Source organism: Lactobacillus johnsonii, assembly GCF_013487865.1.
GTDB classification, from domain to species: Bacteria; Bacillota; Bacilli; order Lactobacillales; family Lactobacillaceae; genus Lactobacillus; species Lactobacillus johnsonii_A.
Map to the genome: position 1 here is coordinate 1,139,355 of NZ_CP047409.1, position 16,485 is coordinate 1,155,839.

A 16,485-nucleotide genomic window follows, 5' to 3' on the forward strand; every position below is an offset into this window, starting at 1 on the left:
CTTTCTTTTTCATTCAAAGTAAATTCTACCATAAAACAAAAAACAGAAGTCAATTGACTCCTGCTAAATAAAATTATTTTTACTATTTAAACTTTAAAAGTTACGTCTTACAAATTTTTCTAAAACTGGCAATAAGGTCTTAGCCAATAATAAAACGACAATACTATTAATTATCCCTTTAATTAGGTTAAACGGCACAATTGCTGAAACAATATAAGTTAAAAGCGATGAATTAAGCTTAAAGCCCATCAAAGAAATATACATTGGAGTTAAAACGAAATAGTTTGCTAAAGACATTACTACCGTTAAAGCAATTGTTCCGACTGCTAATCCCAAAATTTGGTATTGTACTTTGTCTTCATGCTTTTTACTAATGAAGTAGAATGGCAAGATATAAGCTAAGCTTGCTAAAAATGCAGCCAATTGACCAATCATTGAAATTGGGTTAAATCCCGAAATAAAGAGGCTCAACAATGATTTAAAAAGCGCAATCATTGTCCCGCCCAAAGGACCAAAAACCAAAGTACTTAAAGCTACTAATGAATCAGAAAAATCCATCTTTAAGTAATCAAAGCCGGGAATAATTGGGACTTCAATCTTCATAATCAAAAATGCTAATGCACCAATCATTGCCCAAGCGAGCCAGTAGGCTAATCTTACATGACTTAAACTTGTTTTTCTTTGCATGATAGTTCCTCCATAACATACAAAAGGTCTGTCGCTTCAGCAACAGACCTTATTAATCATCTAAATCATGTTTAATTCTTTAGTCTGTCTTCTTCCATCTAGACTATAACTATCGGTACCTGAGGTTCAACTACATGTGTAGCTCGCGGACTCTAACCGCCGGTCGGGAATTTCGCCCTGCCCTGAAGACAACATCCTTGTATTTATTTTTTACAAGTAAATAATAATACTTCTTGGTAGAATTGTAAACATTATTGTTTTTTATTATCTTAATTTTATTGATTGGCCAATACTAATACTATCAGCTGACTCTAAATCATTAATTTGCTCTAAGTGGTGCACTGAAGTGTTATTTTCACGGGCAATCTTTGATAAAGAATCTCCCTCTTGCACAGTGTAAGATCTTGGTGCCTCATGTTGTGAAGAACTACTTCCACCATTGTTTTGCCAAGTATTTTGATTAGTTTGAGTCGAGTTTTGAGTTGATTGTTGGCTTTGATATTGAGTAGTAGTTTGACTAGCACTAGATTCATAAGATTGGCTACTACTGCTTTGACTAACCTGACTACTTTGAGATTCTGACTGACTAACAACAGCTGGTGTTGTATCTTGAGATTGACTTGAAGAACTTTCTTCTTCTCTTCTCACACTGCAACTCTTAGACTTACTCTTCTTAGAAGAGCTGTGCTTACTCTTTTTACTTTTAGTCTTGTAAGACTTAGAAGATGAGCTTTTTGAAACCTTAACGCTCTTTTCAGCTAAGTTATTAGAGTTTGCGTGCAATCTTGAAGAAACAATCGGAATTAATGCAATGATAATTATTGCAACAATAATCAATCCAGCCCAGAGCTGACTATGATGTGGACCTTTTGGACTGCCTTCTGATTGAGTAGATTTTCTAGAAGTAACTTCTGGCTCTGCTTCTGACTCCCGATGATGCATTGCCCTTCTAGATGTTTTAGGACGCTCAAAATGCTTGTAAGGGCCTTTTGGTTCTTTATTGTCCTGAGATTTATTTTCCTTCATTCAAAAGTCCTCCAAATTATAGATTATTAGTTTCATTTTATCATAGCTTTTAATAAAGCGTTAGTCAGCTAAGTGATTTAAACGAAAGACTTCTTCATTCGTTAATTCACGATACTCGCCCGAATTTAATGACTTTAAAGTTAAAAAGGCATACTTTTCACGAGCTAATTTTTCTACAAAGTGATGTACTGCTTCAAACATTCTCTTAACTTGGTGGTAGTGACCTTCATGGATAGTCAATTGAACAATTTGAGTCTTCTTTTTCTCATCAGTCTTTAAAATCTTTAACTTAGCTGGTGCACTCTTTCGTCCATCAATACGCACACCATGAGTAAGAGAGCGAATCTCTTCTGGAGAAAGGATTCCCTTAATCTTTGCTACATAAACCTTTGGCACTTCGTTACGTGGGTGCATTAATTTATTTGCTAATTCACCATCGTTTGTCATTAGTAATAAGCCGGATGTATCGTAATCAAGACGCCCTACTGGATAAAGGCGATATGGTACATCTTCAAAGAAATCAACTACTGTCTTTCTTCCTTTGTCATCGCTTACTGAAGAAATGACACCACGTGGCTTATAAAATAAGTATGTGTGGAGGGCTTCTTTTTCAATTGGAACTCCATTTACTTCAATCTTGTCGCTAGGTTCAACTTTTGTTCCTAGTTCAGTAACTTTTTTACCATTAACAGTTACTTGTCCTGCACTAATCATCTTTTCAGCCTTACGTCTTGAGGCAACACCTGCCTGCGCAATTACTTTTTGTAATCTTTCAGCCATTTTACTCACCCTCATCAAAATTAATTTCTTTATTTCTACTATCATCCTGATTAAATAGGTTCACAGGATTATCATCTGCTTCAAATTCTTCAATTACCGGTAAATCAGCCAAACTTTCATAGTTAAAGTACTGTAAAAAATAATCGGTCGTTACATATAAGTTAGGATGTCCTGGGACATCCTTTTTTCCATCTACTTTGATTAATCCGCGCCAAACCAAAGTTTGCAGCGCACCCGCTGAGTTAACCCCTCTTAAGTCATCAATTTCAACTCGAGTAATCGGCTGTCGATACGCAATAATCGACAAGATTTCAAGTGCTGACTGACTTAAATTCTTAGATAGATCTTTTTGGAAAAATTTAGAAATAATATCTCCGCATTTCGGACTAGTGGTTAATTTATAAATTTGATTGATGCAAATTAACTGCAAACCTGAATTTTCATCATTTTTCAATCGGTCCTTAAGATGATTAGCTAATTCTCTTAGGGCAGCTGGAGAAATTTCTAACAACTGTAGTAAATTCTCAGTTTCTAAACCATCATCCCCCGCTGCATAAAGTAAGGCTTCTAATTCTGCTTCTTTACTTGCCATTAATCTCAACTTTCTCTAACTCTAGATCACCAAAATCTCTATTTTGCTTTACTACAATTTTATGATCACGACATAATTCTAAAACTGCTAGGAATAAACCAATTACTTGATCAAGATCTTGAAAGTTTTTAATACAATCAAAAAAACTAGTCGATCTTTTCTTTTGTAACCTGTTTTTTAAAAAGCTTGTCATTTCTTCAATTGAAGTCTCGTGAACCTCAATTTTTCCAACTTGTGGCTTTCTCAGTTTGAATCGCTCTAAAACTACTTTAAAAGTATTTGCAAGCTCATCACTTGTAATTTCTCCTAAAGGAAGTGGTTCAATCTCTTTTTTAGGGGAAACAGATGGATCCTTTGCCACTGTAATTGGCATTTCTTCATCTCTTTTTTTAAAGTATTCGGCAATTCTTTGAAAGACTGAGTACTGGACTAGTTGCTCAACAAGTTCAGTACGCGGATCTTCTTGATACTGATCTTCCTCAATAAAGTCATTTTTAGGAAGTAAATATTGAGACTTAATTCTAAGTAATGTTGACGCCATCACAAAATACTCTCCAGCAATTTGTAAGTCCAAAGTTTGCCAGCGAGCTAAATTAGCTAAATATTGTCCCGTAATTTTTGCAATTGGAATATCATAGATATCTATCTTTTGTGATCTGATTAAGTGTAAAAGTAAATCGAGTGGTCCCGTAAAATTAGGAAGATCTAAAGTTAATTCATCAACATTATTCATCAGTTTTATTTTCCTTTAAATAATTTAATAAAGATGCCCAATTAGGTAGGGCAGTAATCATTTTATCAGGATAAAGATGCTTTAGGTCATTCATTACCAATTGCTTTGTTTTTTCATCACGCATTGTTGGATCAAGAGATAAATAGCGGATAATAATAAAATCTTTCTCTTCTTGAATACCAACAATACCGCGAGCATTACCATCTTGTTGATAGATAAGAACCTCGAATTGATTGGAATCGCTAGTATACAGTTTCATCTCTTCTTGCAGATTCTTAATATTTTTAAAATCTGGGAGATAAGATAAATATCCCATTACAGTTTTTTCGTAATCTTTTTTATATTTGCTGATCATAATAGTTAGGCACGTGGATGTGCTCGATTGTAAACCTCCAAAATATGTTTCTGCGTCAGATTAGTATAAATCTGCGTAGTTGTAATATCACTATGGCCCAAGATTTCTTGAACCACTCTTAAATCCGCCCCATTTTCTAATAAATGAGTCGCAAAAGTATGTCTAAGAGTATGTGGTGTAACATTTTTGGTTATTCCGATAAGTTGACAATATTTTTTTATCTTTTGCCAAACAGCTTGTCTCGTCAATTGATGACCATGATTATTTAGGAAAATCACATCAGTAAATTGACCGCTTTTTAAGATTTGATTCTCTCGGACATCTTTTTGATATTTCTCTAACCATGATAAAGCAACTTCGGTAATCGGAACAAGACGTTCTTTTGATCCTTTACCAAGAACTCTAATAATTTTTAACTCACTGTGAATATCGCCAGTACGTAAATTAATTAACTCACTAACCCGCATTCCAGTTGCATAGAGCACTTCAAGCATAGCTCGATCTCTAATCCCCAAACGAGTATTAGTATCAGGAGCATCCAACAATTTAGTAACTTCTTCCTCACTAAGAGCTGTCGGCAATCTACGTTCGCTTTTAGGTGAATCAATTTTAACTAAAGGATCACGTTCAATTATATCTTGCCGCAAAAGCCATTGATAAAATTTGCGTAAGCTAGAGATCATTCTGCTGATTGAAGTTGTGGCTTTTCCCTTATCTTTTTGTGTTGCAAGAAAAGCATCAACTACTAGATAATCAACTTCCCAACTTGTTTCATTCTGATCTTCTAAATAACTTAAATATTCTTCTAAATCAGTTCGGTAAGAAACAATTGTATTGGGACTTAAGCCACGTTCTACTTGACTAAATCGTAAATAATCTTCTAAATTATCCTTCATTATCTGTGTCTGAGTCATCTTTTTCTACCAAGCTAATTGTTCCTGCATCTTTATCTTCAGTAATTAACCCATCCTTTAATAAATGTCCCAAGGCACGTTTAAAAGCTGATTTAGAAATACCAAAGTGATTTTTAATCTCTTGGGCATCACTCTTATCGTAAAATGGTAGAGTTTTTGTAGCTTCACGACGTAAACTTACTAAGATCATTTGTGCGTCATCGTCAATTTCTTCAAATCCACGAGGAAGAACACTTAAGTTCAATCTACCATATTGACTAACTCCAATTACACGTCCCTTAATCTTTTGACCTAGTCGTAATGGACGAAACATTTCAGACTTATGAACAAAGGCTAAGTAGTACTGATCAGTAATTACAAAGGAACCTACTTCATAATTTCTATAAACAGTTCCGGACATATTTTTATTCTCTAAATGTGCTGGGAAATTAGCAGCTAATTGCTCAAAGACGTTTTCTTCAGCCATTTTAGCCCAAATACGTTCTTTTTCATCAGTTTCAAGACGTACTAATAAGCGATCGTCTTTCTTTGGCCATTGATCCTTTTCAAGTGGAAGATCATCTAAAGATACAACAACATCTTTGTCGTTCAAACCAATATCTAAGAAAACACCCAAGTCACGGCGCACTTCTGTTACAGTTGCCCAACCATACTGATCTTTTTGAGCAAAAGGATAAAATTGTGTCATTTCTTTCTTTTTATCCTTATTTTCATAAATAAAGCCTTGTACTTCATCACCTAAATGGATTGGTTCATCTTGTGTAATTTCTATTTTCTTTAATTCAAAAGTTACCCCTTCAACCTGCACATAAAAAGCAGATTCATTTTCATCAGTAACTTTTCCTTTTCTTATTTCACCTAACATAATAGCGCCTCAATCCTTTTATTTTGTCTATCATCTTATAGTATAAGGAAAAAAAGACAAAAATAAAATAGCCAGCTTTCGCTGACTATTTTAATAAGCTATTTAATTCAGATTAAAGGTTAGTTGCTTCGCCTTGGTAAACAGCACCGCGACGAGCATCAACAGTAATCTTAGAACCATCCTTGATCTTTTCTACTGCATCAGTAGCACCAACGATAACTGGGATACCAAGTGAAAGACCAACAACAGCTGCGTGGCTAGTTAAACCAGAAGCTTCAACTACCATACCTGAAGCCTTCTTGATTGCTGGTAAGTAATCCTTATCAGTAGTCTTAGCAACTAAGATGTCACCATCTTGAACTTTGCTGTTAGCTTCTTCAGCAGAAGTTGCAACTACAGCTTTACCAATAACTGATTGTTCACCAACACCTAAACCTTTAACAAGTTGGGTACCGATTAATTGTAACTTCATCAAGTTAGTAGTACCAGTTTCGCCCAAAGGAACACCAGCAACGATAATTACTAAGTCGCCGTCTTTTGCAAGACCAGTTTCTTTAGCAAGTTCAGCTGCCTTTTCAAACATTTCTTCAGTAGACTTAGGCTTTTCAGTCAACATTGGCTTTACACCCCAAACAACACCTAATGAGTGTTGAATCTTGTCGTTGAAAGTCATAGCAATAATATCAGCGTTTGGACGGTACTTAGAAATCATACGTGCAGTGTAACCAGATTCAGTTGCTGCAATAATAGTCTTAACGCCCAATTCTTCAGCAGTTCTAACAACTGATTCACCGATAGCTTCAGTAACGTTTGAACCCTTGTATTCTTCGAATCTTTGAAGAGCTAACTTGTTACGCTTAGCAAGTTGCTTTTCAGTACGCATGTCGATTTCAGCCATAGCCTTAACAGCTTTAACTGGGTAAAGACCGTTTGCAGATTCACCTGAAAGCATAGTTGCGTCAGTACCATCAAGAACGGCGTTTGCAACGTCAGTAACTTCGGCACGAGTAGGACGTGGGTTTTCTTGCATTGAGTCAAGCATTTGAGTAGCAGTAATAACTGGCTTACCTAAAGCGTTACATCTCTTGATCAATTCTTTTTGTACAAATGGAACATTGATAAATGGAATTTCAACACCCATGTCACCACGAGCAACCATTAAACCATCAGAAACCTTTAAGATTTCGTCGATGTTGTCAATACCTTCTTGTGATTCAATCTTAGGGAAGATCTTTACGTATTCACAATGTGCTTCTTCAAGCAATTGACGAATGTCAAGAACATCTTGTGCTTTACGAACGAATGAAGCAAAGATGAAGTTGATACCTTCCTTCAAACCGAACTTAATATCGTTAGTATCTTTTTCAGTGATACCTGGGAGGCGGATTTCAACGCCAGGAGCGTTAACACCCTTCTTAGAACCGATTACACCAGTGTTTTGAGCTTCACAAACTAATTCTCTCTTAGCGTCATCTTTGTCTTTAATCAAAAGGTCAACTAAACCATCATCGATTAATACGTGACCACCAACGTGAGTATCGTCGTAAAGACCATCGTAGGTAACGTGGATCATGTCCTTGTTACCCTTCTTAGTGTCGTCCATAGAAATACGGATAGTGTCACCAGTGTTAATAGTGAACTTGCCGCCTTCTTGTTCAGTAGTTCTAATTTCGGCACCCTTAGTATCAAGAGCAATGCCAAGAAGTTTACCAGTCTTCTTTTCAACCTCACGAACCATGTTCATACGTGCACGGTGTTCTTCGTGGTCACCGTGTGAGAAGTTGAAACGGAATACGTTTGCACCTGCTTCAGCTAATTTAGTAATAGTCTCAACATCGTTTGAGGCTGGCCCTAAAGTACTAACAATTTTAGTTTTCTTCATCTTGAAAAAATCTCCTATAATACAAAATCAAAAACTACTTGGCTAAGTCTTTGTTTAATGAGTATAACGCATAATTACCGTGGTGTTTTGCATCAAACAAATCAAGAATATCATGGTGAGTAAGCTTGTTGTTTTCCATACCAACAGCTAAGCCGCCTTTACCTTCAAGTAATAACTTAACAGCGTAGGCACCCATTTCACTTGCTACTACACGGTCACGCATTGTTGGGCTTCCGCCACGTTGCATATGGCCCAATACATTAGCACGAGCGTCAAAGTCACCATATTTAAGAAGTTCATCCTTAAATTTTTCAGCGTCCATAACACCTTCAGCTAAAACAACGATTCCATGTTTCTTACCATTAGCAAATCCTTGCTTCAAGTTTTCAGCAATTTCCTTAATGTCATAAGGTTCTTCTGGAATAACAATTGCGTCAGCACCGGTAGCAACACCAACGTGCATTGCGATATCCCCACAATCACGACCCATAACATTTACAACAAATACACGTTGGTGACTTGTTGCAGTGTCACGAATCTTATCAATGGCTTCCATTGCAGTATTACATGCAGTGTCAAAACCAATTGTGTAATCAGTATAAGGAATATCGTTGTCAATTGAACCAGGAAGACCAATAGCATTATAGCCATGTCTCGTAAGCTTCAATGCACCGTGGTAAGAACCGTCACCACCAATGACAACTAAAGCATCGATTCCGTGCTTCTTTAATTGTTCGATTCCCTTAAGTTGAACTTCTTCTTCCTTAAATTCTGGGAAACGAGCTGAATAAAGAAAAGTACCGCCGCGGCTAATTTTATCCGCAACTGTTTCAGAAGTCATTTGGAAAATATCACCAGCAACTAAACCAGCATATCCATAACGAATTCCGCAAACTTCGATACCGTTTGCCAAAGCTGTACGAGTAACAGCTCTAATGGCAGCGTTCATACCAGGGGCATCTCCACCACTAGTTAAAATACCAATCCGTTTCATGAATTCACCTCTACGATTTTCTGTGTTTTACTCACATCGATTTTATCGTACCATTTTTTTTACTCAATGTCTTCAAAAAAAAGCCTATTTTTTTACTAATAATCCTTATAAAATAAATGTTTTCGCTTTCAATCTTATTAGGCTCAATTTTGTTTGCTTTCAAAAAAATTGAATTAATCTTTAAAATTAACCTGCCGAGCATTAGAAAGTAGAAATTGAATTTTGTTAGGGTTAAAACGATCACTTTGAGTTCTCACTTGAAGTAAATATATCTCACCAATCTTCAAGTTCTCACCTACTTTTTCCCAGACTTGAGGAAAAATAGTAAAGTCTTTTTCGCCACTAGTATCACTAAAAACAGCAAAAGCCATGTTATCACCTTTTTTTGTGGTAATTGGTTTAACCTTCATTAACTTTCCAACTGCAATTCCTTGTTCATTACTCTCAAAAACTTGTAATCGTTTTGCATTAAACTTTCGAGCATATTTTTGAACCGCAATAATCGGATTAATGCCAGTACTAAAGCCCATAGCTTCAACTTCCATCGCTGATTTTTCAGCCGCAGTTGGCATTTTTTCTTCTTCTACTTTAGGCTCTAATGTTTCGAATAACGATAAATTTGAACCTGCCATTTTTACACTCTCAACTAAATCTTTATTTATTTTTAACAGTTCATTTCTATTAGGAGCTAGTCGATCAAAAGTTCCAGCCTTGATTAAATTTTCGACCGCATCTGCACTCAGCAAATTATTATCTATTTTCCAGAGAAAATCGGTCATCGACTTAATTGGACGCTTAATTTCTAAAATTTGCTTCAATAAGTCGCTCCTTAGTCCCCGAATTGCCTTTAATCCGACTAAAATTTTTCCATTCTCTAATGAAAAATCTGCTTTACTGCCTTCAATATCAGGTGGCAAAATTTTAATTCCAGCTTCTTGAGCTTGCATTAAATATTGGGCAATTTTATGTCGGTTACCCATATTGCTGTTTAACAAAGCTAAATAAAAGGCTCCTGGATAATGTACTTTAAAATAAGCAAGCCAAAAAGCAATCTTACTATAGGCAACCGCATGAGAACGATTAAATCCATAATTAGCAAACTGTGCAATGTAGTCATAAACTTTTTCAGCAGTTTCCTTTTTACGGCCTAATTTAATTGCACCTTCAATAAACTTAGACCTTTCACGTTGAATTACATCCGCATCTTTCTTAGACATTGCACGTCTTAAAAGATCAGCTTCTCCTAAAGAAAAACCTGCTAAAACTTGAGCTGTTTGCATAACTTGTTCTTGATAAACTAAAACTCCATAGGTGGTACCTAAAATCCTCTTTAAACTAGGATCAGGATATTGAACCCTCTCTTTTCCATGTTTTCTATTGATGAAATGATCAATATTATTTATTGGACCGGGACGGTATAAGGCATTAACTGCAACAATATCTTCAAAACTATCTGGATGAAGTTGTTCAAGTACTCGCTTAATACCGTCAGATTCAAACTGAAATACTGCATCTGTATCTCCACGCTGAAACAAGGCAAGTGTATCTGGGTCATCTAAGGGAATTTGGTTAGGATCGATGTCAATTCCGTCTGCTCTTAAAGCTGCAACGATGTTCCCCAAAATAGTTAAGTTTCTTAATCCTAAGAAATCGATCTTTAATAAACCTAATGATTCAACATTCGATTTTGTTTGTTGAGTCACGGGGATTCCTAGAGGCCCTGCTTGTAGACCTACTATTTCAGCCAATGAATCATCGGTAATTACTAATCCAGCCGCATGAATTGAATAATGCCTTGGTAAATTTTCTAAATGCTCAGCAGTCGCAAACAAAATTTTGCTTAAGTCATTTGTGTTCACTAGTAGCTGCAATTCTTTTGATTTTTGATAGGCCTCAGCTAAGGTGATTTTTCCCTTAGAGTGCGGAATGGCATCTAACCAACGATAGGTTTCGACCTTATTTAATCCAAAAACACGACAAACATCTTTTAAAACCTGCTTTGCCGCTAAAGTACCAAACGTTAAAATCTGGGCTGCATGATTCATCCCGTACTTTTCAAACATGTACTTAATTACTTCATCCCGACGATTGTCTGGAATATCTAAGTCAATATCAGGCATTTGCTGACGAGCCGGATTTAAGAAACGTTCAAACAGCAAATTATATTCAATTGGATCCACTTCAGTAATTCTAAGGGCATAAGAAACAAGAGATCCAGCTGCTGATCCTCTCCCTGGACCTGTTGTAATATTGACACTATGTGCAAAATTCATTACATCCCACACAATAAGAAAATAATCATCAAATCCCATTTCATTAATTACTTGTAATTCATAATCAAGTCTTTTTTGATATTGAGCGGGAATTTGATTATTAAATCTTTTTGCAAGCCCCTCTTGAGCTAAAGCATGCAAATATTCTTTTGAAGTAGGAAACTTATTTTGTTTAAATTTTGGAAGTTGCGGATCTTGAAATTTGATTTCTGCAGTACAGATTTCTCCAATTTCTTCTGCATTCTTCAATGCATCTTCAATATCAAACTTCCGATAACTTACCTGCAATTCTTCACTATTTTTCAAATAGTGTGAACCAGCTTGTTTAGCCAACTGTTCTATATTTTCTAAATGAGTATTAGTTTTAATTGCTTGAAGTGTACGTCTTAAAAATTGCTCATTACGGTTAAGGTACTGTCCATCTTCTACAGCAGTTAGAGGTAAGCTAAATTGTGTAGCCAGTGAGCGAATATAATTTATATATTCTTGCTGTCCTGAATCCGCATAGACTCCCAAATACATGGAAGATGAGCTCGGAAGAGAATCTTGCAACTTTCGTAAATAATTTGCTCCCATTCTAGGATTATTAGTTTGCAACATTTTTAGTTCACTATGTAAATTGCTTGGAGTAATTAGAATTAAATGGCCGAGATATTTTTTTAAATCTTCGAAAGTTAAAATATTTTCTTTTTCGCCATTTTCAGTTAAAAGATTAACTGCACTAGATAAACGTAAAATATTTTTATATCCCTGGTCATCTTTGGCAATTACAATGAGATCATACTTATTAGCTTCATCAATTAAACCATTAATTCTAAGTTGCATCCCTAGCAAAGGTTTGATCCCGATATCTTTTGCTGCCTTATAAAAATCTACCAAGCCGTAGGTAATATTGATATCGGTTAAAGCAATCGCAGAATAGCCTTTTTTCTTAGAATTTTCAGCCAAGTTTTTAACTTTAGTTGGACTCTCAAGTAGAGTAAAACCGCTTAAATTTTGTAAACTAATCGCTCCCATATACTCACCCTTTCTGATAATTTAAGTATAGCAAATTCTATTAACTTAGCTTGCTAAAACATCTTATTTTTGCTAAGATACCTAGCGAAAGAAGGAGAAATTATGCGCTACATTATTACAGTGATTTGGTCATGCATTTTTTGCGAAATTATCGGTTTTATTGCTGCATCTCTAACTCAGATGCAATTTAATCCTATGCAATCTTTGATTATTGGCGCAGTCTTTGGCTTGCTCTTCGCAATTATCATTCCTGCCATTACTGCCAAAAGTTACAAAGATAAAAGTAAGTATAGCAAACTATAATTAAATTAAATTTGAATATTATAAAAAGCTGTTTCAATTAAGAAACAGCTTTTTTTCTTAGTAAAATTTATAATTCTTACTTGTATCTACTTTAATATCATCATGAGTTAAATACTCACTAAACATTTGAACATAATCTTGGTCAAAAATCTTTTCAATTTTATCCATACTGTAAGCTGGGTAGAAACCTCCACCGAGAGCACGATAATTGTTCACGGCTAACTTATAAACCTTGTCATCTTCAAGATCTTTACCATCTAAAGTCACCTTAGTCAATCTTTGACCCACTGGCTTAGATAAATCAGCTTCGTATTTAACAGGATAGAAAAGATCAAAATGATATAACATTGGCTTAGGGGTAATCCAACGATCGATAAATTTAATTTTACCGTCCTTGTCTTTTTCTAAAAAGCCAGCTGAGTATTCAATGATTTCCTTTAATTCTTTTCCAGTAAGGTTAACAATGCAAAGCTGATTTGCGTATGGATAATTAAGCAAAACTTCTCTCATAGTAACATTCTTTGAAAATCCATGAGCTGATTCAGACATAATTGCAGTAGCTGAAACATCTGCACCAGTAAACCAAAGTTGCATTTGTTGGATAAGGTTAATGAATGGAGCGCCCTCAATTCTACCCTTAATTGCATTTTCAATTGGAGCAGGCTCAGATAAGTGAGCAATCGGCTGATCTAACCACTTTTGAGTCTCTTCATCCAAGCTCTTAACAATCTTTTCAATAGCTGGATCAGGTGCGTAATCCTTACTATCAATTAATTCAGTAGTCATCTCATTAATCTTGACCTTACCTTTTTCATCCTTGTCAAAGTCAATAACTACTTTACCGACAGCTTCTCCTCGATACCCTGGTTGAACAATTGCAGTATCACGAGTAACTAAGTTTAAGCGACGATGTTGGTGTCCCGTTAAAAAGACATCAATTTCAGGAATTTCAGTTAAAATCTTATATCCTTCGTTTTCACCAGTGTGGGGCTCAGTTGCTTCCCCGGTCAAAGGATCACTCTCAAAGCCACCATGATACATAGCACAAAGAATATCGACCTGTGGGCGCAATTTCTTAGCTAATTTAGAAAGTACATCATAGCCAGAAACAAACTTTAATCCTTTGATATGCTCTTCTGATTCCCAATGAGAAATATATTGGGTAGTAATCCCCATAATTCCTATTTTCAAGCCGGCCTTTTCAATAATAGTGTATTCTTTACCAAAAAAAGGCACATTAGTTTCTACATCTAAAACATTATCATTAATAAATGGAGCACGATTATTATCCACGTAATATGATAAGTAATCTAATCCATAATTAAAATCATGGTTACCTAGGGCACGTGCATCATAGCCTACTTCGTTATATGCTTCAGTAAATTTACGTAAACCTTCTTCTTCAGGAAGTTTGTGCGTAAAGCTAGCCAAAGGAGATCCTTGCAAACAATCCCCACTATCTGTAACTAAAACATTATCTGCACCATATTTTTCTTTTTCACTTTTTACGACACTACTTACACGGCTAAGTGAAATTGGTGCATCATAATTGTTTTTATCTTGATAATCAGTTGGCATTAAAAAGCCATGCGTATCACTTGAATGTAAAATAACTAGTTTCATTAATACCTATTCCTTTAATCAAAAATTATATAAAAAAAGACACCCCAAGGTGTCTTTAATTAATCGTTATTTTGTTGCTTGTTTTCGTTAGCAACTTGACGGCCTTTGTAAAAGCCCTTTGGTGAAACGCGGTGGCTTAAACGGTATTCACCAGTAGTAGCATCGTAATGCATTGCTGGTGTGGTTAATTTAATATGACCACGACGTGAACGTTTCTTTTGCTTAGAAGTTTTTCTTGCAGGAACTGCCATTAGTTAGATCTCCTTTTTTATAGAATTGAGACTTGCGAACCTTTAAATAAACAAATTCACTAAATACTCACGTATTTCAATGATACAATCTAAGAGCTGATAAATCAAGTCCAATCTTATTTTGTAGCTTCAGAATTATTAACTTTTTTTAATTCAGCTATTTGTTTATCTCTAGATTCAATTTCACTCCGATATTTATTATCTAATTCTTTCTTCTGTTTTGCTAGTGCTTTTTTGATATCAGGAGAAACTTTTTCACCTTTACCAATCAAAAGTGATACCAAAGCACCTAATAGAAGCATAATCACTAAAATAATGATTAAAGGCATTTTAGGTTGGAAAAAACCAAAATTAATCGCTACTGGTTCAGTATTGAGGCATGCAAAAATCACGAGCACTAAAACTATAATTAGTCCAATTACTAAATTTCTTTGCTTATTCATCATTCTTCCCTACTTTCTGCTAGCAAACTTTAGACTTGCCCAGTCACCAATACGAGGGAAAATTTGGTAAAGCTTTGCTAAAGTAGCCAAGCTTAGAGGTAAATTCAATTCACGACGATTAGAGCCAAAGAAGTGAACGACTTGCCAAGCCACATCATCTGGATCAAGCATAAAACGTTGAACATTATTCACGTAAGAGCCACTTTCATCAGCAATATTAAAGAAATTAGTATAAACTGGTCCAGGATTTACTGTCATGACCTTAACGCCAAAAGGCTTCAATTCTAGGCGTAAAACATTTGAGAATTGAATAATGGCTGCTTTAGTAGCACTATAAGCTGCTGTCTTAGTAGTCGGTACAATGCCAGCAATTGAGCCAAAATTAATAATTTGCCCTTGCTTTTGATCGATCATGACGCGCGCAACAAGACGAGTGAAGTACATCAAACCTAAAACATTGGTTTGAAACATTTCAGTTACCACTTGAGGTGAAGTCTCCAAGAATTCTTTAAAGACACCAAAACCTGCCGCATTGACGAGATAATCAATGTGGTCAACATGACTAACAATTTCATTAAAGGCACGATCAATTTGATCAGCTTTACTAATATCTGTTGGAAATACGTATACTTCATTTCCAGAAAGCTGACGTGCTTCGTTGGCAATTTCTTCTAACTTGTCTTGATGACGCGCCATCAAAATAACTGTTGCACCACGACTTGCACTTTCTAAAGCAATTGAGCGTCCAATACCACTAGAAGCTCCTGTAACTACTACGACTTTGTCCCTTAATGAATTACTCATATTATTATCCCCTCAATGTGATTTCAAAATTATCTAGATCATTAGCTAAGTGAGTATGTTTAAAAATCTTTCTAGCATCATGTTCTAATTGCCGACCAGCTCTTCCCGTGTAGCGAGCAGAAATGTGAGTTAAATAAAGCTCTCCAACATTATGATCTCGAGCCACTCGAGCTGCATCCAAGCAAGTTGAATGGAAGTAGCGATGGGCCATTTTTTCTTCTCCACCATCAAATGTTGATTCATGAACTAACACATCGGCATTATCTGCTAATTCACCAATATTTTTTGTTGGCCGAGTATCATAAATAATTGTCACAATCCGCCCTGGTCGCTCTTCTCCAAGAAAGTCACGTCCATCTAGTTTTTGACCATCACTTAATGTAATTGTTTTTCCAGCCTTTAATTCACCAAGAAGTGGTCCATTAGGTACATTGTATTCTGCCACTTTATCCATTAATAATTCACCTGGACGTGGCTTTTCAACTACACGAAAGCCAAAACTTGGTACTCGGTGATCTAAACGAGCCGTGTAAACTGCAAAAATATCATTTTCAAAAATTAAGCCGTCTTCTTTTAAAACCACGTACTTAATCGGATATGAAACGCGAGTTTTAGAAACCCTGAGAGAAGTTTGTACAAATTGTTCAATACCAGCTGGACCATAGATTGTTAGTGGACCACCATCGCCTTGAAAAGAACGAGATGAGAGAAAACCTGGAAGTCCAAAAATATGGTCACCATGAGTATGTGAAATAAAGATTCGCGTTACTTTTCTAGGTCTAATGTTAGTCTTTAAAATTTGATGTTGTGTAGCTTCTCCCACATCAAATAACCATACTTCATTTAATTCATCTAATAATTTTAATGCGGTACAAGAAACATTTCTACTTTTTGATGGTTGCCCCGCACTTGTTCCTAAAAATTGTATTTCCATGAAAACCCT

General features: G+C 35.7%; 17 protein-coding genes and 1 riboswitch. Of the genes, 1 reads left to right on the plus strand and 16 read right to left on the minus strand.

Annotation, left to right across the window (positions count from 1 at the left end):
* Nucleotides 1-93: 93 nt before the first annotated feature.
* The 11 genes from GTO82_RS05335 to GTO82_RS05385 form a co-directional block, all read right to left on the minus strand.
* Nucleotides 94-687, minus strand: a complete 594-nt coding sequence (locus tag GTO82_RS05335) for an ECF transporter S component (protein ID WP_004894495.1) — start codon at nt 685-687, stop codon at nt 94-96.
* An 82-nt stretch (nt 688-769) separates the two neighbouring features.
* Nucleotides 770-881: riboswitch (FMN riboswitch) on the minus strand.
* A gap of 70 nt (nt 882-951) precedes the next feature.
* Nucleotides 952-1,713: a LysM peptidoglycan-binding domain-containing protein gene (locus GTO82_RS05340; RefSeq protein WP_180872790.1), complete on the minus strand. Its 762-nt coding sequence runs from the start codon at nt 1,711-1,713 to the stop codon at nt 952-954.
* A 60-nt stretch (nt 1,714-1,773) separates the two neighbouring features.
* Entirely contained in the window at nt 1,774-2,493 is a 720-nt protein-coding gene (locus GTO82_RS05345; protein ID WP_011161931.1) for a pseudouridine synthase, read from the minus strand.
* Between the two features lies 1 nt (nt 2,494).
* Nucleotides 2,495-3,085: an SMC-Scp complex subunit ScpB gene (gene scpB, locus GTO82_RS05350; protein ID WP_180872791.1), complete on the minus strand. Its 591-nt coding sequence runs from the start codon at nt 3,083-3,085 to the stop codon at nt 2,495-2,497.
* Nucleotides 3,075-3,818 (minus strand): segregation and condensation protein A, encoded by a 744-nt coding sequence (locus tag GTO82_RS05355; RefSeq protein ID WP_061399952.1) that lies wholly within the window; start codon nt 3,816-3,818, stop codon nt 3,075-3,077. Before GTO82_RS05355 ends, scpB begins: the two co-directional genes overlap by 11 nt.
* Nucleotides 3,811-4,173 carry a hypothetical protein gene (locus tag GTO82_RS05360; RefSeq protein ID WP_004897447.1) on the minus strand — a complete coding sequence of 121 codons (363 nt, stop codon included), beginning with the start codon at nt 4,171-4,173 and terminating at the stop codon, nt 3,811-3,813. Before GTO82_RS05360 ends, GTO82_RS05355 begins: the two co-directional genes overlap by 8 nt.
* Nucleotides 4,174-4,178: 5 nt before the next feature.
* On the minus strand, nt 4,179-5,069 hold the full coding sequence (gene xerD, locus GTO82_RS05365) for a site-specific tyrosine recombinase XerD (protein ID WP_180872792.1): 891 nt from the start codon (nt 5,067-5,069) through the stop codon (nt 4,179-4,181).
* Nucleotides 5,059-5,952 (minus strand): CvfB family protein, encoded by an 894-nt coding sequence (locus tag GTO82_RS05370; RefSeq protein ID WP_004897451.1) that lies wholly within the window; start codon nt 5,950-5,952, stop codon nt 5,059-5,061. Before GTO82_RS05370 ends, xerD begins: the two co-directional genes overlap by 11 nt.
* Nucleotides 5,953-6,064: 112 nt before the next feature.
* Complete coding sequence (pyk, locus tag GTO82_RS05375) at nt 6,065-7,834, minus strand: pyruvate kinase (protein WP_004897452.1); 1,770 nt, start codon at nt 7,832-7,834, stop codon at nt 6,065-6,067.
* A 34-nt stretch (nt 7,835-7,868) separates the two neighbouring features.
* On the minus strand, nt 7,869-8,828 hold the full coding sequence (pfkA, locus tag GTO82_RS05380; RefSeq protein WP_011161928.1) for a 6-phosphofructokinase: 960 nt from the start codon (nt 8,826-8,828) through the stop codon (nt 7,869-7,871).
* A gap of 173 nt (nt 8,829-9,001) precedes the next feature.
* On the minus strand, nt 9,002-12,118 hold the full coding sequence (locus tag GTO82_RS05385) for a DNA polymerase III subunit alpha (RefSeq protein WP_180872793.1): 3,117 nt from the start codon (nt 12,116-12,118) through the stop codon (nt 9,002-9,004).
* Between the two features lie 102 nt (nt 12,119-12,220).
* Between GTO82_RS05385 and GTO82_RS05390 the strand changes: the two genes are divergently transcribed.
* Nucleotides 12,221-12,421: a YjzD family protein gene (locus GTO82_RS05390; RefSeq protein WP_012846275.1), complete on the plus strand. Its 201-nt coding sequence runs from the start codon at nt 12,221-12,223 to the stop codon at nt 12,419-12,421.
* Nucleotides 12,422-12,478: 57 nt separating this feature from the next.
* Here GTO82_RS05390 and GTO82_RS05395 read toward each other — a convergent pair whose 3' ends face one another.
* The 5 genes from GTO82_RS05395 to rnz form a co-directional block, all read right to left on the minus strand.
* Nucleotides 12,479-14,044, minus strand: a complete 1,566-nt coding sequence (locus GTO82_RS05395; RefSeq protein WP_180872794.1) for a bifunctional metallophosphatase/5'-nucleotidase — start codon at nt 14,042-14,044, stop codon at nt 12,479-12,481.
* Between the two features lie 59 nt (nt 14,045-14,103).
* Nucleotides 14,104-14,295: a 50S ribosomal protein L32 gene (gene rpmF / locus GTO82_RS05400; protein WP_004894461.1), complete on the minus strand. Its 192-nt coding sequence runs from the start codon at nt 14,293-14,295 to the stop codon at nt 14,104-14,106.
* Between the two features lie 116 nt (nt 14,296-14,411).
* Nucleotides 14,412-14,738: a lipopolysaccharide assembly protein LapA domain-containing protein gene (locus GTO82_RS05405; RefSeq protein ID WP_180874087.1), complete on the minus strand. Its 327-nt coding sequence runs from the start codon at nt 14,736-14,738 to the stop codon at nt 14,412-14,414.
* A 9-nt stretch (nt 14,739-14,747) separates the two neighbouring features.
* Nucleotides 14,748-15,542, minus strand: coding sequence for an SDR family NAD(P)-dependent oxidoreductase (locus GTO82_RS05410; RefSeq protein ID WP_011161924.1), 795 nt, complete (start codon nt 15,540-15,542; stop codon nt 14,748-14,750).
* A gap of 4 nt (nt 15,543-15,546) precedes the next feature.
* Nucleotides 15,547-16,476 (minus strand): ribonuclease Z, encoded by a 930-nt coding sequence (gene rnz, locus GTO82_RS05415; protein WP_180872795.1) that lies wholly within the window; start codon nt 16,474-16,476, stop codon nt 15,547-15,549.
* Between the last annotated feature and the right edge of the window lie 9 nt (nt 16,477-16,485).